The organism is Actinokineospora sp. NPDC004072 (genome assembly GCF_053604195.1).
This window is the reverse complement of sequence record NZ_JBSGHB010000010.1, coordinates 95,286-114,813: the sequence shown is the minus strand read 5'-3', so window position 1 is coordinate 114,813 and position 19,528 is coordinate 95,286. Positions and strand designations below refer to the sequence as shown.

Here is a 19,528-nt window from a genome sequence, read left to right as displayed (position 1 = left end):
GCGCAGCCGCGGTGGCCCTAGTCGGAGACGACCGCGGACTCCCGGTAGAGGTCGGGCTCCAGGTAGATCAGCCGCGCGGCGGGCACCGCGGCGCGCACCCTGGCCTCGGCGTCGTCGATCGCCGCCGCGACCCCGGCCACGTCCAACCCGGACACCAGCTCGACCTTGGCGGCGACGAGCAGCTCGTCCGGGCCGACGTACTGGGTGCGGATGTGGATGACCCGGGCGACCTTGCCGGTGGCCAGCTTGTCGGTGATCGTGCGCAGCTCGGCGTCGGTGGCGCCCTCGCCGATCAGCAGCGACTTCATCTCGATGATCAGGATGATCGCGATGACGCCCAGCAGCGCGCCGATGGCCAGCGTGCCGATGGAGTCCCACACCGGGTCACCGGTGATGGTCGCCATGCCGACGCCGATCAGGGCGAAGACCAGGCCGAACAGCGCGCCCGCGTCCTCCAGCAGCACGACCGGCAGCTCCGGGGTGCGGGAGTGGCGGATGAAGCCCCACCAGCTCGCGTCGCCCTTGATCTTCGAGGACTCGATGATGGCGGTGCGGAAGGAGAACGACTCCAGCACGATCGCCACCACCAGGATGACCACCGCGACCAGCGGCGAGGACAGCGGCTCGGGGTGGGTGAGCTTGTGGATGCCCTCGTACAGCGCGAACACCGAGCCGAGGCTGAACAGCAGCAGCGCGACGACGAACGACCAGAAGTAGCGGTCGCGGCCGAAGCCGAAGGGGTGCTCCTTGGTCGCCTTGCGCTGCGAGGTCTTCTGCCCGAGCAGCAGCAGCCCCTGGTTCGACGTGTCCGCGACCGAGTGCACCGACTCGGCCAGCATCGAGGACGACCCGGTGATCAGGAAGCCGATGAACTTGGACACGGCGATACCGGCGTTGGCGAACAACGCGGCGAGGATCGCCTTGGTGCTTCCCCCTGCGGCCACGGCTACTCCTAAGGACTGGGGCCGACGCAACGGACGGAAGCGAAGCCTAGAGGCTGGGGGCCGCGCGCGTGCTACGAACCTACCGTCGCGACGAAGACCTGCGACGGCGCGTCGGCGACCGGGCGCACCACCGGCTCGGGGTCGGCGGCGCACAGCCACGCCGACGACCCGCGGGTCACCACCAGCGCCCGCCCGCCGCACTCCACCTCGACCGCGCCCGCGGTGCACACCAGGATGCGCGGCGCGGCGCCGCCCAGCGCGACGGGCTCGGCCTCGCCCGCGGCCCAGTCCACCCGGGACAGCTCGAACTCGGGGGCGTCGGTGCGGTAGACGCGCGTCCGCCCGTCCGCCGTGCCGGTGTTGACCGGCATCGGGCCGCAGCGGAAGTCGAGCACGCGCAGCAGCTCCGGCACGTCCACGTGCTTGGGGGTCAGGCCGCCGCGCAGGATGTTGTCGGAGTTGGCCAGGATCTCCACGGCGGTGCCGTGCAGGTAGGCGTGCAGGTTGCCCGCGGGCAGGTAGATCGCCTCGCCCGGGCCCAGCACCAGCCGGTTGAGCAGCAGCGCGGCCAGCACCCCGGCGTCGCCGGGGTAGCGCTCGGCCAGCTCCAGCACCGTGCGGCACTCCAGGCTGAACTCGCCGCGGTCCTTGACGTGGCGCACGCAGGCTTCCAGCAGGTCGGGCATCAGGGCCTGCAGCGCCGTCGAGGGCAGCGTTATCCACGTGGTGAACAGCGCGCGCAGGCCGTCGCCATCGGGCTGGCCCGCGAGCAGGTCGATGTGCGGGGACAGGCCCGGGGTGCGCACGGCGTCGAGCAGCTCGACGGTGCGGTGCGGGTCGCGGAAGCCCGCCAGGGCGTGGAACTCCGTCAGCGCGCAGACCAGCTCGGGCTTGGCCGTGGGGTCGGGGTAGTTGCGGTGCGGGGCGTCGCGCGGGATGCCCAGCGCCTCCTCGCGCGCCCAGCCCTCCGCGGCCTGCTCGGCCGACGGGTGGGCCTGCATGCTCAGCGGCTCCTCGGCGGCGAGGATCTTGAGCAGGAACGGCAGCCTGCCGCCCCAGCGCTCGGCGGTCGCCGCGCCGAGCTGGCCCGGCGGGTCGGCGTCGATGCGCTCCAGCAGCGTGCACCCGGCGTCGATGAGCACCGACGGGTCGCCGGGGTGGCTGCCCATCCACAGCTCCGCCTGCGGGTGCGGGGCGGGCACCGGAAGGCCGAGCAGCTCGGCGATGGTCGTGCGCGACCCCCACGCATACGGACGCACCGCGTTGCGCAACAACTCCACTTGCCTACTCCCTAACTCACGCGGTCGCCGGGGCGTAGCGCCCCGATCCCCCCGTGGTACCCGCTGCCAGCCCCAGGTACAGGGCGGCCAGTTCGAAGCGCAGGGCCAGCACCGCGGCCCCGATCGGCTCGGGCACCCCCAGCTCCTGCCCGGGGGCGAGCACCTCGACCGCGGGCAGCACCTCGGCGGCCTGGTGGCGCACCGGGTCGCCGGGCAGGCTGCGCACCGCGAGCAGCAGGGTGCGCGGCGCCGGGACGGCGCCCCCGTCGAGGTCGTCGGGGTCGGCGAAGATGTCGCGGCCCGCCGCGGCGCGCACGGCGGCGCGGTGCAGGGCGGTGCGGCTGGCGGCCTGCTGGTAGTCGGCGACGTCGCAGGGCAGGTCGGTGTGGGTGGACAGCACCTGGGCCGCGTGCCGGGCGACGCCGGTGGCCACCGGGTCCAGCCCCCACAGCAGCGGGATGTGCTCGGCGACGCGCAGCGCCAGCGACTTGGCCGGGTTGACGAACGTCTCGTGCTGCAGGTGGCAGCGCTCGGCCTCCCGGTCGAGCTCGTCGGCCAGCGCGTCGATGTCGACCCGCAGCAGGCCGAGCGCGCCGAGGGCGAGCAGCCCGGCGGTGTAGGCGGCGGCGAAGGAGAACCCGGGCGGCACGGGCACCCGCGGGGTGATGTGCACGGCCTGGCCCGCGGCCGCGGCGGCGACCGGCCCCTCGGCGGGCGCGGTCAGCACGACGGCCGCGCCGCGGCGGCAGGCGCGGTCGACGGACTCGGCCAGCACGGTGTCGCCGGGGTCGTCGGTGTGGGCCACGACCACGTCCAGCGCGCCCACCCAGACCGGTGCCTGCTCGGCGACCACGACCGGCACCGGGCAGGCGGGCCCGAGCAGCGCCGACAGCAGCTCGCACACCGCGGGCGACAGGCCCGGCCTGCAGATCAGCACGATGGCCCGCGGGCGCTCCCCGGACAGCCGGGACAGCCCGGCCTCGGCCGCGGCCTCCGCGGTGGCGCGCACCTGCGCGCCCGCGCGGGCCGCGGCGCGCAGCAGCCCGTCGGGGTCGGCATCACCGAGCCGGACCGCGTCGTCCAGCAGGGTGTCGTCGGGTAGGGAGGTCACCGGTCTGCTGGCTGCTCGGCGGCGTCGAGCAGGAGCACCGGCACGCCGTCCTCGACCGGGTAGATCCGGCCGCACTCGGTGCAGGTCAGCGCGTCGGCCTCCGGGTCGTCCGGGCGGCCGACGGCCAGCGCGGCGTGGTCGTCGGACGGGCACGCCAGGATGTCCAACAGCTGCGGGTCAAGCTCGACTGCCATCGCGGTCTCCTCCTCGATGTCCAGTGTCTCAAGCGCCGGTTTCCGGCGCGGTGCCGGTGCGCGCGGGGGGCTGGCCGCGCTCAGGCGCGCACGATCGCCAGCACCTCGTCGCGCAGCGCGGCGACCGCGGCCGCGTCCCGGGCCTCGACGTTGAGCCGCAGCAGCGGCTCGGTGTTGGAGGCGCGCAGGTTGAACCACGACCCGTCGGGCAGGGTGACGGTGAGCCCGTCGAGCTCGTCGACCTCGACGCCGTCGCGGGCGCCGAACTCGGCCTTGATCGCGCCGATGCGGCCCTGCTGGTCGGCGACCGTGGAGTTGATCTCGCCGGAGGCGGCGTAGCGGGCGTAGGCGCTGGTCAGCTCGGACAGCGGCCGGTCCTGCTCGCCCAGGGCGGCCAGCACGTGCAGCGCGGCGAGCATGCCGGTGTCGGCGCGCCAGAAGTCGCGGAAGTAGTAGTGCGCGGAGTGCTCGCCGCCGAAGATCGCGCCGGTGCGGGCCATCTCCTCCTTGATGAAGGAGTGCCCGACGCGGGTGCGCACCGGCACGCCGCCGTGCTCGCGGACGATCTCGGGCACCGCGTGCGAGGTGATCAGGTTGTGGATGATCGTGCCGCCGGGGTCCTTGGCCAGCTCGCGCACCGCGACCAGCGCGGTGATCGCGCTGGGCGAGACCGCCTCGCCGCGCTCGTCGACGATGAAGCAGCGGTCGGCGTCGCCGTCGAAGGCCACGCCCGCGTCCGCGCCGACCTCGCGGACCTTGGCCTGCAGGTCGACGATGTTCTTCGGGTCCAGCGGGTTGGCCTCGTGGTTGGGGAAGGTGCCGTCGAGCTCGAAGTACATCGGGGTGACCTCAATGGGCAGGCCGTCGAACACCGAGGGGACGGTGTGCCCGCCCATGCCGTTGCCCGCGTCGACCACGATGCGCAGCGGGCGGGAGCCGGAGAGGTCGACCAGCGTGCGCAGGTAGGCGGCGTAGTCGGCCAGCATGTCCTGCTCGGTGACCGTGCCCCGGGGGCCGTCGGCGTCCGGGATCCCGGCCTCGACGTCGGCGCGGATCTGGGCCAGGCCGCTGTCCTGGCCGACCGGGGCGGCGCCCGCGCGGCAGAGCTTGATGCCGTTGTACTTGGCCGGGTTGTGGCTGGCGGTGAACATCGCGCCGGGCAGGTCGAGCTTGCCGGAGGCGAAGTACAGCATGTCGGTGCTGGCCAGGCCGATCAGCACGACGTCGACGCCCTGGGCGGTCACCCCGTCGGCGAAGGCGGCGGCCAGGCCGGGCGAGGAGTCGCGCATGTCGTGGCCGATCACGACGGCGGGCCCGCCGACCAGTCGGGCGAAGGCCGCGCCGGTGGCGCGCACCAGCTCGGCGTCGATCTGCTCACCCACCACACCGCGGACGTCGTATGCCTTGAAGACCCCGGACAGGTCGCGCACGTGGTACTCCCCTGGTCGGCTGCGTGTGCCGGATGGAGCCTACCGATTTCGCTACCGGTCAGTCCGATACCGGGTCGGGGAGCACCCGCAAGTGGCCCCGGCGGGGGCCGCTGGGACCGGGCTCGGGCTCGGGCACCGGGCGGTCGACCCGGCCCGCCTCGCGCACGGCCTCGGCCAGCGCGGTCAGGTCGTCGACGCTGGGCTCGGGCATCGCGAACTCGCCGTCGTGGCGCACGACCTCCCAGCCGCGCGGGACGGTCAGCCGCAGCGCGTGCTCCTCGCAGAGGTCGTAGCTGTGCGGCTCGGCGTAGGTGGCCAGCGGGCCGACGACGGCGGTCGAGTCGGCGTAGGCATAGGTCAGCGTCGCGACGGCCGGGTTGATGCACCCGGTTCGCGAACATCGACGCACGCTCCGCACGATCGCTGACGATAGCGCTTCCGGGGGCCGCCGCGCCGCAATAGCTCCCGCGACACGCCCCGATGCGGCCATCCGGGGCAGTCGGGGGCGGCCGCTACCCTTCTGGACGTGGTCACCGCCCGACGTTCCCGCCGCTCCCGCGGCCGCAGGCACCGCGATCGGCACGGGCGCGGCCTGCGCGGCCCGCTGATCCCGTCGTCGCTGCCCGCGGCCAGCACCCGGGCGGAGAAGTTCGACGCGGTGGTGCTGGAGGCGCTGGAGCCCATCGAGGCCCGCTGGCGCACCGAGCTGACCAAGCTCGACGTCGCCGTGGACGACGTGCCCGAGGTCCCGACCGGCGAACCCCCGGACGGCCTGATCGCCGACGCGGGCGTCCCCCTGTCCCGCCTGGTCCGCGCGGGCGTGGACCGCCGCGGCCAGCCGACCCGCGCGCGCGTGGTCCTCTACCGCCGCCCCCTGGAAGCCCGCGCCAAGGACGGCGCCGACCTCGCCGACCTCGTCCACGACGTCCTGGTCGAGCAGATCGCCGCCTACCTGGGCCTGGACCCGGGCGTCGTCGAGGGCGGCGACTAGTCCGGCCGCCTCCCCGGGATCGCCGTCAGCACGGTGAACAGGACCACCGCGCCCTGGACCAGGAGCAGGACGCCGCGCAGGGCGGCGGGTTGTTCGACGGTGACCAGGGCTGAGCGGGTGGGGAGGGGGACGGCGACCTGGTGGTTCCAGGCGCGGGTGGTGGGGACCTGTTCGCCGTTGACGGTGGCTGTCCAGCCGGGTTCGTCGTTGGCGCTGATGACCAGGAGCCTGCCCTCGGGGCCGTCGGAGACGCGGGCGGCGGCGGTGGGCGGGGTGGCGTCGACGGCGACCACGCCCTCCGCGCCCGCCGAGGTCGGGGGGACGCCGCCGGTGACGGCGGTGCGGGCCAGCTCCGGGGAGAGCAGGGTGGCCGGGCCCGCGGTGAGGCGGACGCGGTAGACCGGGCGGCCGTCGGTGGTCGGCGGGGCCGGGCCGACGAGGTCGCCAGCGGCGGCCTGGAAGCCCGCGTCCTCGGGCAGCACGATGAACAGCACGCCCGCCGCGGCCGCCCTGGCCACGGCCGGGCGCACCAGCGCGCCGTCGCCGCTGCGCAGGTCGGCGGCCCAGTCGGCGAGCCGGGCCACCGCGGCGGGCGGGGGTGCGAGGTCGTCGTCGCCGAAGGCGGGCAGCCGGCCCGCGGTCAGCCGGGGGTGGTCGTCTGCGGTCAGCACCCAGCGCTGGGTCTCGGCCAGCTCCGCGGTCAGCGGGGCGGTCAGCCGCGGGCCGCCGTCGGCGGCGAGCGGACCAGCCCGGCCCGCCACGACCACCCCGCAGGCCAGCGCCCCCAGCGCCGCGACGCCGAGCACCGCGACCGGCCGCGCGAACGACACCTTGCCGCCGGTGCGGCACAGCCCGACCAGCGCCAGCACGAGCCCCCAGCCCGCGATCAGCAGCGGCGTCCCCGTCCAGCCGCGTTCGGGCTCCAGGCCGCCGAGCGGCGTCATGGGCACGACGTGGACCAGCGCCACGGCCAGCGCGCCCAGCAGCGCCAGCCCGAGGCCGGGCAGCACGGCCCGGCTCGGCCGGACCGCGACGCCGACGAGCACCGCGAGCACCACGACCGCGCCGAGGTAGGGCCACGCGCCCGGCCCGCCTGCCGAGAGCGCCAGCAGCTCGGGCAGCCCGACGCCCGGGGTCGGCACGGGCGCGCCGAAACCGTGCACGACCACGCCGGGATGCTGGATCACCACGGCGGGCCAGGGCAGCAGCAGCGCCAGCGGCATCAGCACCAGCAGGAACAGCGCCGCGCCGCGGCGGCGGCCGTCGCCGGGCACCAGGACGAACCCGCCCAGCGCCACCACGACCAGCACCAGGTGGGCCAGCGGCGCGAACGCGCCGACCACGGCCAGCCCGGCCGCCGTCGCGGCCGCGGTCGACAGCCAGCGCCCGCCCGCCGCAGGCCGGGCCAGCAGGGCGATCACCCCGGCGGTGACCAGCGGCAGCAGGATGTGCACGACGACGGCGTCGATCCTGCCCTGGGCCACGGCCGCCGACGCGGGCGGCAGCAGCGCGTAGCCGGTGGCCAGCAGCGCCCGCACCCAGCGGCGCACCGGCGCGCGGCGGGTGGCCAGGTAGGCCGACAGGCCCGCCAGCGGCAGGTCGGCCAGCAGCAGCACGGCCACCGCGGCCTGCGCCCCGCCCAGCGGCGCCAGGACCACGCCCAGCGCCCCCACCACCGCCAGCGCGGCGGGCGCCGGGGCGGCCGTGCCGCCCGCGACGCCGTGCCAGGCGGCCAGGTACTGCTCCCACACCGAGCCCAAGTCGCCGACCGGGAGCAGCCGCCCGCCAGCGAGCGGGAGGCCGAGCCGGGCGTGGTTGACCACGAGCGCAAGCCCGACCAGCCCGGCGAGCAGCAGCAGCGGCGGGGACAGCAGGAGCTGGCGGACGACCCGGCCGCGGTCGACCGACACCAGCACGAGGTCGGGCGCGGGCGGCGGCCCGCTTCCGTCGCGCGGGGTCGGCGACGGCCGCGGGCGCGGGCTCGGCCGGGGAACCTCGGCGTCCGGGATCGACGCCGGGATCGACACGGCCACGGCGCGACTCGGCCGCCGCAGCCCGGCGTGGCGGGGCCGCCCGGACGCGCCCGCGGGCAGCGCCTGCGGGCCGGTGGGCGGCTTGCGCAGCTCGGTGGGCGGCGGCAGCCACGCCGACTCCTGGGGCAGCCTGCCCAGCGCGGCGTCCGCGGCGACCCGCCGCCGCACCAGCGTGGCGACCACGCCGCGCGCGGTGTTGCGCAGCCGGGTCAGCCTGCTGGTGAACAGCCCGGGCACCGGTCCCGGCCCGCCGCTGACCGCGCGGGCGGCGCGGCCTGCCCGCAGCCCGGCCCGCCCGCCCAGCACATAGGACAGCGCGCGCAGCTCGGCCCGGCTCTCCGCCAGCCGCCGCTGCATGGCGAAGCCCAGCGCCCGCAGCAGGCATAACGCGGTCAGCCGGGGCACCCCGATGAGGAACGAGAGCAGCCCGCAGTTGACCAGGAACGTGCGCAGCCCCATCGCGCGGTCCAGCGCCATCCCGCCCAGCCCGGCCACCTCGGTGTCGACCCCGCGCAGCTGCGCGGCCACCGCGCGGGCGTGCCGGATGCGGGCGGACGGGACACAGAGGACGATCCGCCCCGACCGGTTGACCCGCCAGCCGAAATCGATGTCCTCGCGCAGGGCGGGCACGGCCCGGTCGAAGCCGCCCAGCTCCTGCCAGACCGCGCGGCGCACCAGCATCCCGGCCGAGGACACCGCGAGCGCCTCGGTGCTCTGCTCGAACTCCCGGCCCAGCCGGGTCCAGTCCAGTTCGGATGGTCCGATGCCGGTCTGCCGGTGCCCGGACGCATCGGTGGACAGCCCGGCGCCCACCACCATCCGCGGGTCGCGCCAGTCCACGGCCACCGGGCCGAGCACCGCGGCCGATGCGGCGATGTCGGCGGCGTCGAGCAGGTTGGCCAGGCAGTCCGGCTCGGGCGCGGAATCGTCGTGCAGCAGCCAGATCCAGCCGCCCGGGTCGCCCCAGCGCTCCACGGCGTGGTCGACCGCGGCGTGCACGGCGTCGGTGTAGCCGGTGGTCCGGTCGAGGGTGAGCACGCCGTCGAGCACCCGGTCGGGTCCGGTGGCCGCGGCGGCCAGCAGCTCGGGGGTCTCGTCGGCGGAGCCGGTGTCGACGGCGACGACGTGCCGCGGGCGGGGGGTGGCGTGGCGCAGCGCGGAGAGCGCCAGCCGCAGCCACTCGGCTCCGTCGTGGCAGACCAGCACGGCCAGCACCGGCACCGTGGTCACGTGGGGCCTGGGCGGCACGGCGCGCACACCTCCCGTGGTCGGGTGGCCCCACCGGCCACTGCCGACACGGTAGTTCGGCGCCCCGGCGGCGCGTGCCAGGGGGAGGCGATCCGCGGGCGCCCACCGGCCGCCGCCGCCCCGGCCGCCGGTCAGCCGGGCGTCAGACCGCCCGCTTCTTCAGCTTCCTGCGCTCCCGTTCGGACAGCCCGCCCCAGATGCCGAAGCGCTCGTCGTGCGCCAGGGCGTACTCCAGGCACTCGGCGCGCACCTCGCAGCCGAGGCAGATCCGCTTGGCCTCCCGGGTCGAGCCGCCCTTCTCCGGGAAGAACGCCTCCGGGTCGGTCTGCGCGCACAGGGCGCGCTCCTGCCACTCCTGTTCGTCGGCCTCGTCGCCGAAGCCGGGCAACCCGGCCTCCTGGCGTTCCCACTCCGCCGGCTGCACGACGTTGCCCCTGTCTCCGAATCCCTGCATTGCGCCCGCCTCCTCGCCTTCCGCACTCCCCGGCTGGCGGATGCCATAGGCCGTCCCCGTGGCGAATGACATCGATGTGATTACACCCGTGTCGCGGCGGCGGGTCAAGCGAAGCCCCCAGGTGGGTGATGAGGTATGCGCGGCCTACACCCATTCGGGTACCAGCGGAAACACGGCCAGATACCACTCCGGCGGCCCGAGTTCCGCGAAACTTGCCACACTGGAGGCGTGCAGAGATCAGCGATCCGCCCCTCGCCCGTGTTCCTCGGCCTACTCGCCGTCACCGTCGGGGGCGCGCTGCTCACCCTGCTCGACGACGACACCGCCGTCAAAGCCGGGGTCTTCCTGCTCGTGCTCGGCGGGTGGGCGGTCTCGCTGTGCCTGCACGAGTTCGGCCACGCCATCGTCGCCTTCCGCGGCGGCGACCGCGAGGTCTACTTCAAGGGCTACCTGACGCTGGACCCGCGCCGCTACAGCGACCCCGTCCTCAGCCTGCTGCTGCCGCTGCTGCTGCTGGCCGTCGGCGGCATCCCGCTGCCCGGCGGCGCCGTGTGGATCAACCACTACGCGCTGCGCTCCCGAGCGGTGGAATCACGGGTGTCGCTGGCCGGGCCGCTGGCCAACCTCGCGCTCGGGGTGCTGCTGGTGCTGGCGGTCGCGGTGTTCTCCCCGCCAGCCAACCTCGCCGCGGGGCTGTCCTTCCTGGCGCTGCTCCAGCTGGCCGCCTTCGTCCTCAACATCCTGCCGGTGCCCGGCCTGGACGGCTGGGGCGCGCTGGAGCCCTACCTGTCCCACGACGCGCGGCGCATCGGGGCCAAGGCCCGGCCGTGGGCGCCGCTGATCCTGTTCGCCGTGCTCATCGGCATCCCCGGCGCGTCCGCGGTGTTCTGGGACGTGGTGCTGTCGGCCTACGGGGCCATCGGCGGCGACGCGCTGCACGCCGGGATCGGGCAGGGGCTGTTCTTCTTCTGGCGCTGACCCCGGTTTCACCCCGGCGTGGGAGGATCGCGCGCGTGAAGGTTGTCGCAGTCGTCGGCGGGGTCGGTGGAGCCCGGTTCCTGCTCGGCGTCAAACACCTGTTGGGGCTGCCCGCCGTCGGCGAGCCGCCGGAGCCGTCCGCGCACGAGATCACCGCGATCGTCAACACCGCCGACGACATGTGGCTGCACGGGCTGCGCGTCTGCCCGGACCTCGACAGCTGCATGTACACCCTCGGCGGGGGGATCGACACCGAGCGCGGGTGGGGTCGGGCCGACGAGACCTGGACCGTGGGCGCCGAGCTGGCCGCCTACGGCACCGAGGGGACCTGGTTCAACCTCGGCGACCGGGACATCGCCACCCACCTCGTGCGCACCAGGATGATGCGCGCGGGCTACGAGCTCTCCGACATCACCGCCGCGCTGTGCGACCGCTGGAAGCCGGGCGTGCGGCTGCTGCCGATGACCGACGACCGGGTCGAGACGCACGTGGTGATCGACGCCCCGGACACCGGCGAGCGCAAGGCGGTGCACTTCCAGGAGTGGTGGGTGCGCTACCGGGCCGAGCCGCGGGCGCAGTCGATCGTGCCGGTGGGCGCGGACGAGGCGACCCCGGGCCCGGGGGTGCTGGAGGCGATCGAAGGCGCCGACATCGTGCTGATCGCGCCGTCGAACCCGGTGGTGAGCGTCGGCTCGGTGCTGGCGGTGCCGGGCGTGCGCACGGCGCTGCGCAAGACGGACGCCCCGGTGGTCGGCCTGTCGCCGATCGTGCGGGACAAGGCGGTGCGCGGGATGGCCGACGCCTGCCTGTCCGCGATCGGGGTGCCCACGACCGCCGAGGCCGTCGGCCGCCACTACGGCTCCCGGGCGTGCTCGGACCAGGGCATCCTCGACGGCTGGCTGGTGCACACCGGCGACGCGGCGGACGTGCCGAACGTGGCGGTGCGCGCGGTGCCGCTGCTGATGTCCGATGTGGACGCGACCGCGGCGATGGCGCGGGCGGCCTTCGACCTGGGCGGGGTCGACGTTGGCTGAGCACGGCGCCCGCGGGAAGGTCGAGGTCCTGCCGGTGCCCGGCCTGCCCGAGTTCCGCCCCGGCGACGACCTGACCGGCGCGATCGCGGCGGCGGCCCCCTGGCTGCGCTCGGGCGACGTGGTGGTCGTCACCAGCAAGGTCGTGTCCAAAGTGGAAGGCCAGCTCGTCGCGGTGCCCGCCGACCCCGAGGCCCGCGAGCAGCGGCGGCGCGAGCTGGTGCGCGAGGAGGCGCGGCGGGTCGTCGCGCGCTACCGCAACTCGCTGATCACCGAGAACCGGCTGGGCATCGTGCAGGCGGCCTCGGGGGTGGACACCTCCAACGTCGCCCGCGGCGAGGTGGCGCTGCTGCCGGTCGACCCCGACGCCAGCGCCGCGGCGCTGCGCGCCGGGCTGCGCGAGCGCCTGGGCGTGGAGGTCGCCGTCGTGGTGACCGACACGATGGGCCGGGCGTGGCGGGTGGGCCAGACCGACGCGGCGATCGGGGCCAGCGGGCTGGCCGTGCTCGCCCCGTACGCGGGCGAGGTGGACGGCCAGGGCAACGAGCTGGCGGTGACCACGATCGCGGTGGCCGACGAGATCGCCGCGGCCGCCGACCTGGTGAAGGGCAAGCTCGGCGGGATGCCGGTCGCGGTGGTCCGCGGGCTGGAGATCGGCGGCGCGGGCACGGCCCGCGACCTGCTGCGCCCGGTCGAGCACGACCTCTTCCGGCTCGGCACCGACCTGGCCGTCGAGCAGGGCCGCCGGGAGGCCGTGCTGCTGCGCCGCTCGGTGCGGGAGTTCGCGCCCGACCCGGTCGACCCCGCGGTGCTGCGCCGCGCGGCCGCCGTCGGGCTGACCGCCCCCGCGCCGCACCACACGCGGCCGGTGCGGTTCGCGCACGTGACGACCAAGCGCGAGGTGCTCCTGGACGCGATGCGCGCGGCCTGGCGGGCGGACCTGGCCGCCGACGGCTGGTCCGCGGCGCGGATCGACCGGCGGGTCGCGCGCGGCGACCTGCTGTACCGGGCCCCGGAGATCGTGCTGCCGTTCCTGGTCCGCGACGGCGCGCACCACTACCCCGACGAGCGCCGCGCGGCCGCGGAGCGGTCGATGTTCACCGTCGCGGGCGGTGCCGCGGTGCAGGGCTTCCTGGTGGCGCTGGCGGCCGAGGGCCTGGCGTCGTGCTGGGTGTCGTCGACGATGTTCTGCGCCGACGTGGTGCGGGACGTGCTCGGGCTGCCCGCCGACTGGGAGCCGCTGGGCGCGGTCGCGGTCGGCCACCCGCTGGAGCCGCTGGCCCCGCGCGACCCGCGGCCGGGCGAAGGCTGGGTGGAGCTGTGACGCTGCACGCGGACGTGGTGTCCACCCTGGACTCGTGGGCGCCTGCCGACCCGGCGCAGGAGTCGCTGCGGCAGGCGTACCTGGGCTACCTCGCGGCGCTGCCGGACGCCTGCTGGCGGTCGTGCGCGTCGGGCCACATCACCGCGTCGGCGCTGGTGTTCGACCACACCGGGACGCAGGTGCTGCTGACCCTGCACCCGCGCGTGGGCCGCTGGCTCCAGCTGGGCGGGCACTGCGAGCCGCTGGACACCTCGCTGGTGGGCGCGGCGCTGCGGGAGGCCGAGGAGGAGTCCGGGATCGCCGGGCTGACCATCGACCCGGTGCCGCTGCACCTGGACGTGCACCCGATCACCTGCTCGCTGGGCGTGCCGACCCGCCACTTCGACGTGCGGTTCGTGGTGCACGCCCCGGCCGGGGCGGCCGCGGTGCGCTCGTCGGAGTCCACCGACCTGCGGTGGTGGCCGGTCGACGCCCTGCCCGCCGACCCCGGCGGGGTGGCCGGGATCGGCCGGATGCTGGCGGCCCTGCGATGATCACTCCATGATCACCCTGGACCCGGCGTCCCCGGTGCCGCCGTACGAGCAGGTGCGGGCGGGCCTGGCCCAGCGCATCGCCGAGCGGTCCCTGGCGGTCGGGGCGAAGCTGCCGACCGTGCGGGCGCTGGCCGCGGAGCTGGGGCTGGCGGTGAACACGGTGGCGCGGGCGTACCGGGAGCTGGAGGAGGCGGGCCTGGTCGAGACCCGGGGCCGGGCGGGCACCTTCGTCGCCTCCGCGGGCAACCGCCCGCGCGAGCTGCTCCTGGCCGCCGCGGACGACTACGCGGCCCTCTGCCGCCGCTACGCCATCGCGCCCGAGGAGGCCAGGGCCATCGTGACCGCGGCGCTCGACCGGCACCTGAGCTAGACCGGTCCGCTAGATCGACCGGTAGTCGCGCGGCGAGAAACGCGGGCCGTAGCGGGGTTTGCCCAGGCCCGCGGCGGTGATGTAGCAGACGGCGCGGTGGCGCTGGGGCGCGTAGGGGGCGAGGACCTCCAGCATCCCGGCGTCGTCGACGCGCCTGCCCAGGATCGCGTGGCCGACGATGTGCGCGAGGTGGTAGTCGCCGATGCTCACCGCGTCCGGGTCGCCCCAGGCGCGCTGGGCCACCTCGGCCGCGGTCCAGACGCCGATGCCGGGGACCTTGCGCAGCCACATCCGGCCCTCCGCGCCGCGCAGCTCGGCCGCGCGCTCCAGGCGGTCGGCCACCTGGGCGGCGGCGATGATCGCGCGGCGGCGACCGCCGTCCACGCCCGCCTTGTGCCACTCCCAGTCCGGGATGGCCAGGACCGCGGCAGGCGTCGGTGGCACGCGCATGCCCTCGGGAACCGGACCGGGGGCCGCGACCCCGAAGCGGCGCGCGAGCCAGCGCCACGAGCGGTGCGCCTCGGTCCCGGTGACCTTCTGCTCCAGGATGGCCGCCAGCAGCACGTCCCACACCCGCCCGGTCGAGCCCAGCCGCAGCCCCGGCCTGCCCCGGCGGACCTCGGCGACCAGCGGGTGGTGGGCGACGAAGCCTGCGTCGTCGTCATCGGCGCCCAGCAGCGCGGGAACCCCGTCGACCAGCGCGTCCGCGCCCGGGCCCCACGCCGAGGCCAGCACCTCGCCGGAGACCGCGCGCAGGCACAGCGTCCCCGGTCCGGCCGGGGTGTTGGCCGCCAGCCAGGTGCCCCGCGCGTCGACCTGGAACGCCGGGTCGCCGGGGCCGCGGCGCAGCGGGCGCACCACGGCGGCGAGGTCCAGCGCGCCCACCGGGGTCCAGCTGCGGTCGAGGAGGGCGGTCACCACCGGAGGCTACCCGTTAGGCTTGCCGGACAGCACCGAGAGGATGTCCGTGACCGACCTGCACGTCGTCGTGCCCGCCGGGGGGAGCGGCACCCGCCTGTGGCCGCTGTCGCGCGCCGGGCGCCCGAAGTTCCTGCACCCGCTGACCGGCACCGACCGGTCCCTGCTGCAGGCCACGTTCGACCGGCTGGCCCCCATCGCCGGACCCGCCGGGGTGCACGTGGTCACCGGGACCGCGCACGCGGCCGCGGTGGCCCGCCAGCTCCCCGAGGTGCCCGCGGCGAACATCATCGTCGAGCCGCTGGCCAAGGACTCCTGCGCGGCGATCGCGCTGGCCGCCGCGGTGATCGAGCGGCGCAGCCCCGGCGCGGTCATGGCCTCCTTCGCCGCCGACCACCTCATCGCCGACACCGCCGAGTTCGCCCACACCGTGGGCCGGGCGGTCGACGGGGCGCGCGAGGGCAGGCTGATGACCATCGGCATCACGCCCACCCGCCCGGAGACCGGCTACGGCTACCTGCGGTGCAGCCAGCAGGCCGAGCGCTCGGTGATCCAGCCGGTGCTGGAGTTCAAGGAGAAGCCGGACCTGGAGCTGGCCACCCGCTACGTCGAGTCGGGCAGCTACCTGTGGAACGCCAGCATGTTCGTCTGGCGCTGCGCGGTCTTCCTCGACCAGCTGCGCGCCCGCCGCCCGGACGTCGCCGGGCCGATCGATCGGATCGCCGCGGCCTGGGACACCGACGACCAGGACGCTGTCCTCGCCGAGGTGTGGCCGACGATCCCCAAGGTGGCCGTGGAGTACGCGGTGATGGAGCCCGCCGCCGCCGACGGGCTGGTGGCGACCGTGCCCGGGGACTTCGGCTGGAGCGACATCGGCGACTTCGACACCCTCGGCGACCTGCTCGGCGTGGACGTCGCGGGCGCGAGCGCGGTCGGCGACCCGGCGAAGGTCGTCGCCGTGGACAGCGCGGGCAGCGTGATCGTCCCGTCCGGGGGGCGGCTGGTGGCGGCGCTGGGCGTCGAGGACGTGATCGTGGTCGACACCGCCGACGCCGTGCTGGTGTGCCGCCGCGACCGCGCCCAGGACATCAAGCGGCTCACCGAACTCCTGCGCGACCGCGGAGCCACCGATTTCCTCTGATTTCCCGGTAAGTCCCGCTGACGCCGCGTGGCGATCGGGCTACCCTGGCACCAGCACTCCCGGTCGGCAGGAAGGGCGCGGCATGGACCCCCGCGAGCGAGCCGAAGCCATCCTGGCCAGGGCTCGCGCCCGCGGCGCGTACGTCGTCACCCCCGACAGCGCCACCAGCCCGATGGACGCGGCGGCCACCATCCAGATCCCGCGCATGGTCGTCCGCAACGCCGACCAGGACCCCGAGGTGACCTCGGTCTTCCCGATCGCCGACGAGCTGCCCGCGATCGCCCAGGAGGCGGCGACCCAGTCGCTGGCGTCCCCGCCGCGGCCGACCGAGCGGCTGCCCCGGCAGGCCCCGCCCGCCGAGGAGGTCGGCGGCATCCTGCCCACCACCAAGCAGCCCGGCGCCGACCGCTCCAGCCTCAGCCGACGCCTCGACGGCGGCCTCTAGCGCGACTGCGCCTTCAGCCGCAGGGCCAGGCCCGCGCGCACCGCGCCGCGCACCGGGGCCCACTTCCACCCCGGGTGGCGGTCGGCGATGAACCGGTAGGCGCTCTCGTGGTGCACGGCGAGCATGTGGTTGGACACCTTCGCCGTGGACGCGCCCTGGATGTGCATGACCTCGGCCGAGGGCACGTACACGTTCTGCCAACCCGCGCGGGAGAGCCGCTCGCCGAGGTCGACGTCCTCGAAGTACATGAAGTAGCGGGAGTCGAAGCCGTCGACGGAATCCCACGCGGCGCGGCGCAGCAGCAGGCACGAGCCGGACAGCCAGCCCGCCTCGCGCTCGCGCGGCACCCGGCCGAGCTGCTTGTACTCCCTGGTCCACGGGTTCGACGGCCACACCATGCCGAGCAGGCCGTGGCCGATGCCGCGGCCCAGCGACGGGACCTCGCGGGCGGAGGGGTAGACCTCGCCGGACTGCCCGGTGATCAGCGGGCCGAACGCGCCCCCGCGCGGCCAGCGGTCGGCGGCGGCGAGCAGCTCGTCGAGCGCCCCCGGCCGCCACTCCAGGTCCGGGTTGCACACCACGACCCAGCCGTGCTCGCGGGAGAGCTCGGCGACGCCGCGGTTGGCCCCGCCGCCGTAGCCGAGGTTGCCCCCGGTGCGCACCAGGGTGACGTTGTCCCGCTCGGCCGCCGCGGCCTCCGGTGCGCCGTCGGTGGAACCGTTGTCCGCCAACACGACCCGCACGGGGCGGGTGGTCGCCTTGGTCAGCGTCTCAAGGCACCGGGCCAGGGTCGCGCCGGGCGAGTACGTCACGATGACCACGGCGAGGGCGTCGCCATAGCTGGTGTCGGTCACAGTCGGACATCCTGCCAGGCTCAGCGCGAGCGCCGGTGCGCGGCGTGCGCGCGGGCGTAGACCTCGCGGTGCCGCTCGGCTGAGGCGCCCCAGGTGAACTCCTTGGCCCGCTCCTGCGCGGCCGCGGCGAGCACCGCGCGGCGGGCCGGGTCGTCGAGCAGGTCGGCGATGGCGGTGGCGATGTCGCCCGCGCCGACGCCGCAGTAGGCCACGGCGTCGCCGCCGACCTCGGGCAGGGAGAGCCTGCGGGTGGTCAGCACGCACGCCCCGCACGCCATGGCCTCCAGCACCGGCAGCCCGAACCCCTCGCCCAGCGACGGGTAGGCCACCAGCGCGGCGCCGCCGAGGAACCCGGCCAGGCCGTCGAAGGGCAGGTACCCGGCGCGGATCACCCGCAGCCGGTGCGGCACGGCGTCCAGCGCGCGCTCGATCTGGTGGTCCCAGCCGGGCTGCCCGGCCAGCACCAGCGCGGGCGGGTCGGGGCGGCCCCGGCAGGCGGCGGCGAAGCCGCGGATGAGGGCGGGCACGTTCTTGCGCGGCTCCAGCGCGCCGAGGAACGCCACGTACTCCTGGTCGCCGAGGCCGATCGCGGCGCGCGCGGCGGCGACCTCGGCGGGCGAGGGCGGGTGGAAGCGCTCGGTGTCCACGCCGTGCTGGATGATCTCCATGCGGTCGCGGGCGGCCCCGGCGACGCGCACCAGTTCGTCGGCGGTGGCCGCGCTCGGCACGACGCAGCGCCCGGCGCGCAGCAGCGCGGCCTTGGTCCAGGCGCGGAAGAAGCGGGCCTTGATCGAGTGGTGCAGCACCGGGTCGGTGAAGAAGGTGGCGTCGTGCAGGGTGACCACCGAGGCGGCGGGCCCGGCCAGCGGCATCGTGTAGTGCGGGGAGTGCAGCACCTGCGCGCCGAGCCTGCGGGCCAGCCGGGGCAGCGTGGTCTGCTCCCAGGTCAGCCGGGCGGTGCGGGCGGTGACGGCCTCGGCGGCCGGGACGATGCGCGAGTGCGGGGCCAGCGTGCTGTAGAGCACGGCGTCGCGCGGCTGGCAGACGATGCTGAGCGCGGCCCCGTCGGCGTCCAGGGCGGCGGCGAGGGAATCGACGTAGCGGCCAACGCCGCCGCGGTCGGCGGGCACGGCGGTCGCGTCGATCAGGACACGCGGATCGGCCGTAGACACGCGGGCTAGCGTACGGCGTGCCCGCCGGGGGATCTCCCGAACGGGGGAATTCACCGCAGGTGGATCGACCACACCCGGGCGGCGGCCGCGGCCCAGGTGAACTCCGCGGCCCTGGCCCGCGCCCGGGCGACCCGCTGCGCCGGGGCGGCCAGCGCCTCGTGCAGCGCACGGGCGAGGTCGGCCGGGTCGCCGCGGCGGGCGACGGCGCCGGTGCCCGCGGCGACCTCGACGAGCGCGGGGTCGTCGGAGTGCGCGACCGGCACGCCTGCGGCCATCGCCTCCAGCAGCGGCAGCCCGAACCCCTCGGCGCGGCTGGGCGCGGCGAAGGCGGACGCGCCCGCCAGCGCGGCGGCCAGCTCGGCGTCGGTGACGCGGCCGAGCGCGCGCACCTCCACCCCCGCGCGGGCGGCCAGCGCGGCGAGGTCGACCCCGCCCCAGCCCGGCGCGCCCGCGACGACCAGCGGCAGGCCGACGGCGGGCATGGCCTCGACCAGCACGTCCAGCCCCTTGCGCGGCTCGACGGTGCCCACGGCCAGGACGTACTCCGGCGGCAGGTCCAGGTGCGCGGCCGGGGCCGGGAGCGCGGTGACGCCGTGGCCGACCACGTGCACCGGGGCCGGGCCGGGGGCGTGGCGGGCGAGGTCGGCGGCGACGGCGCGGGTGGGGACGACGACCGCCCGGGCGCGGGCGACCGCGCGGCGGATCATGCGCCGGTGCCAGGCCGCGCCGCGCGGGGTCAGCGTCTCGGGGTGGGTGAAGGGGACGGTGTCGTGGATGGTGACGACCGCGCCGTCGGGGGCCAGCGGGGTGGTCGCGTGCACGCTGGCCGCGCGCGGCCGCGGCGGGAGCCCGCGCTCCCAGGCGAGGGTGAGCGCCCGGCGCGGCAGGGGCAGCCTGCGCGTCGGGACGACCTCGGCGGCGGCGGTGTCGCGGTGGCAGGCGGTGACCCCGACCACCTGCCAGCCCGGCGGCGGCGCCGCGGCGAGGGCGGCGGCCAGCTCGCGGGTGTAGCGCCCGGTGCCGCCGGGCACCGGGGCCAGCAGCTGCTCGGTGATGACGGCGAGCGTGGGCACCGGG

At 76.1% G+C, this 19,528-nt stretch carries 20 protein-coding genes; 8 read left to right on the top strand and 12 right to left on the bottom strand.

What is annotated here, in order from left to right; all coding sequences use genetic code 11:
• Positions 1-17: 17 nt before the first annotated feature.
• From ACWEPX_RS17255 to ACWEPX_RS17230, 6 genes are all read right to left on the bottom strand, one after another.
• Positions 18-944, bottom strand: a complete 927-nt coding sequence (locus ACWEPX_RS17255) for a cation diffusion facilitator family transporter (RefSeq protein WP_451898166.1) — start codon at positions 942-944, stop codon at positions 18-20.
• A 71-nt stretch (positions 945-1,015) separates the two neighbouring features.
• Entirely contained in the window at positions 1,016-2,224 is a 1,209-nt protein-coding gene (gene manA / locus ACWEPX_RS17250) for a mannose-6-phosphate isomerase, class I (protein WP_451898165.1), read from the bottom strand.
• A gap of 16 nt (positions 2,225-2,240) precedes the next feature.
• A complete protein-coding gene (locus ACWEPX_RS17245) occupies positions 2,241-3,335 on the bottom strand; it encodes a hypothetical protein (protein WP_451898164.1) in 1,095 nt (364 codons plus the stop codon).
• The gene (locus ACWEPX_RS17240) at positions 3,332-3,529 is read right to left on the bottom strand and encodes a Trm112 family protein (protein ID WP_451898163.1); all 198 of its coding nucleotides are present in this window, start codon (positions 3,527-3,529) and stop codon (positions 3,332-3,334) included. Before ACWEPX_RS17240 ends, ACWEPX_RS17245 begins: the two co-directional genes overlap by 4 nt.
• Before the next feature lie 80 nt (positions 3,530-3,609).
• Positions 3,610-4,959 carry a phosphomannomutase/phosphoglucomutase gene (locus ACWEPX_RS17235; RefSeq protein WP_451898162.1) on the bottom strand — a complete coding sequence of 450 codons (1,350 nt, stop codon included), beginning with the start codon at positions 4,957-4,959 and terminating at the stop codon, positions 3,610-3,612.
• Positions 4,960-5,017: 58 nt separating this feature from the next.
• Positions 5,018-5,377 (bottom strand): DUF3499 domain-containing protein, encoded by a 360-nt coding sequence (locus ACWEPX_RS17230; RefSeq protein WP_189209799.1) that lies wholly within the window; start codon positions 5,375-5,377, stop codon positions 5,018-5,020.
• A 108-nt stretch (positions 5,378-5,485) separates the two neighbouring features.
• Here ACWEPX_RS17230 and ACWEPX_RS17225 point away from each other — a divergent pair, with 108 nt between their 5' ends.
• Positions 5,486-5,950, top strand: a complete 465-nt coding sequence (locus ACWEPX_RS17225) for a metallopeptidase family protein (RefSeq protein ID WP_451898161.1) — start codon at positions 5,486-5,488, stop codon at positions 5,948-5,950.
• Here the strand turns inward: ACWEPX_RS17225 and ACWEPX_RS17220 are convergent.
• Positions 5,947-9,231 carry a glycosyltransferase gene (locus ACWEPX_RS17220; protein ID WP_451898160.1) on the bottom strand — a complete coding sequence of 1,095 codons (3,285 nt, stop codon included), beginning with the start codon at positions 9,229-9,231 and terminating at the stop codon, positions 5,947-5,949. The two genes, ACWEPX_RS17225 and ACWEPX_RS17220, sit on opposite strands and share 4 nt — an antisense overlap.
• A gap of 142 nt (positions 9,232-9,373) precedes the next feature.
• Entirely contained in the window at positions 9,374-9,685 is a 312-nt protein-coding gene (locus tag ACWEPX_RS17215; protein WP_451898159.1) for a WhiB family transcriptional regulator, read from the bottom strand.
• A 228-nt stretch (positions 9,686-9,913) separates the two neighbouring features.
• Between ACWEPX_RS17215 and ACWEPX_RS17210 the strand changes: the two genes are divergently transcribed.
• Genes ACWEPX_RS17210 through ACWEPX_RS17190 form a run of 5 tightly spaced genes read left to right on the top strand, consistent with a single transcriptional unit; the run spans position 9,914 to position 13,921 of the window.
• Entirely contained in the window at positions 9,914-10,663 is a 750-nt protein-coding gene (locus ACWEPX_RS17210; protein WP_451898158.1) for a site-2 protease family protein, read from the top strand.
• 35 nt (positions 10,664-10,698) lie between these two features.
• On the top strand, positions 10,699-11,697 hold the full coding sequence (gene cofD / locus ACWEPX_RS17205; protein ID WP_451898157.1) for a 2-phospho-L-lactate transferase: 999 nt from the start codon (positions 10,699-10,701) through the stop codon (positions 11,695-11,697).
• Entirely contained in the window at positions 11,690-13,018 is a 1,329-nt protein-coding gene (locus tag ACWEPX_RS17200) for a coenzyme F420-0:L-glutamate ligase (protein ID WP_451898156.1), read from the top strand. The genes cofD and ACWEPX_RS17200 overlap by 8 nt, the downstream gene beginning before the upstream one ends.
• Positions 13,015-13,551 carry an NUDIX hydrolase gene (locus ACWEPX_RS17195; protein ID WP_451898155.1) on the top strand — a complete coding sequence of 179 codons (537 nt, stop codon included), beginning with the start codon at positions 13,015-13,017 and terminating at the stop codon, positions 13,549-13,551. Before ACWEPX_RS17200 ends, ACWEPX_RS17195 begins: the two co-directional genes overlap by 4 nt.
• 7 nt (positions 13,552-13,558) lie before the next feature.
• Positions 13,559-13,921 carry a GntR family transcriptional regulator gene (locus tag ACWEPX_RS17190; RefSeq protein WP_451898154.1) on the top strand — a complete coding sequence of 121 codons (363 nt, stop codon included), beginning with the start codon at positions 13,559-13,561 and terminating at the stop codon, positions 13,919-13,921.
• 9 nt (positions 13,922-13,930) lie between these two features.
• Here ACWEPX_RS17190 and ACWEPX_RS17185 read toward each other — a convergent pair whose 3' ends face one another.
• Positions 13,931-14,839, bottom strand: coding sequence for a DNA-3-methyladenine glycosylase family protein (locus ACWEPX_RS17185; RefSeq protein WP_451898153.1), 909 nt, complete (start codon positions 14,837-14,839; stop codon positions 13,931-13,933).
• Positions 14,840-14,882: 43 nt separating this feature from the next.
• On the opposite strand from ACWEPX_RS17185, the gene ACWEPX_RS17180 reads away from it, so the two are divergent.
• The gene (locus tag ACWEPX_RS17180; RefSeq protein ID WP_451898152.1) at positions 14,883-15,980 is read left to right on the top strand and encodes a mannose-1-phosphate guanylyltransferase; all 1,098 of its coding nucleotides are present in this window, start codon (positions 14,883-14,885) and stop codon (positions 15,978-15,980) included.
• A gap of 82 nt (positions 15,981-16,062) precedes the next feature.
• On the top strand, positions 16,063-16,425 hold the full coding sequence (locus tag ACWEPX_RS17175) for a hypothetical protein (protein ID WP_451898151.1): 363 nt from the start codon (positions 16,063-16,065) through the stop codon (positions 16,423-16,425).
• On the opposite strand, the gene ACWEPX_RS17170 is transcribed toward ACWEPX_RS17175, so the two are convergent.
• From ACWEPX_RS17170 to ACWEPX_RS17160, 3 genes are read right to left on the bottom strand one after another with little or no spacing between them, the layout of a single operon-like run.
• On the bottom strand, positions 16,422-17,279 hold the full coding sequence (locus tag ACWEPX_RS17170) for a glycosyltransferase family 2 protein (protein ID WP_451898150.1): 858 nt from the start codon (positions 17,277-17,279) through the stop codon (positions 16,422-16,424). The two genes, ACWEPX_RS17175 and ACWEPX_RS17170, sit on opposite strands and share 4 nt — an antisense overlap.
• Positions 17,280-17,299: 20 nt before the next feature.
• The gene (locus ACWEPX_RS17165; RefSeq protein ID WP_451898149.1) at positions 17,300-18,451 is read right to left on the bottom strand and encodes a glycosyltransferase family 4 protein; all 1,152 of its coding nucleotides are present in this window, start codon (positions 18,449-18,451) and stop codon (positions 17,300-17,302) included.
• A gap of 50 nt (positions 18,452-18,501) precedes the next feature.
• A complete protein-coding gene (locus ACWEPX_RS17160) occupies positions 18,502-19,524 on the bottom strand; it encodes a glycosyltransferase (RefSeq protein ID WP_451898148.1) in 1,023 nt (340 codons plus the stop codon).
• Positions 19,525-19,528 lie beyond the last annotated feature (4 nt).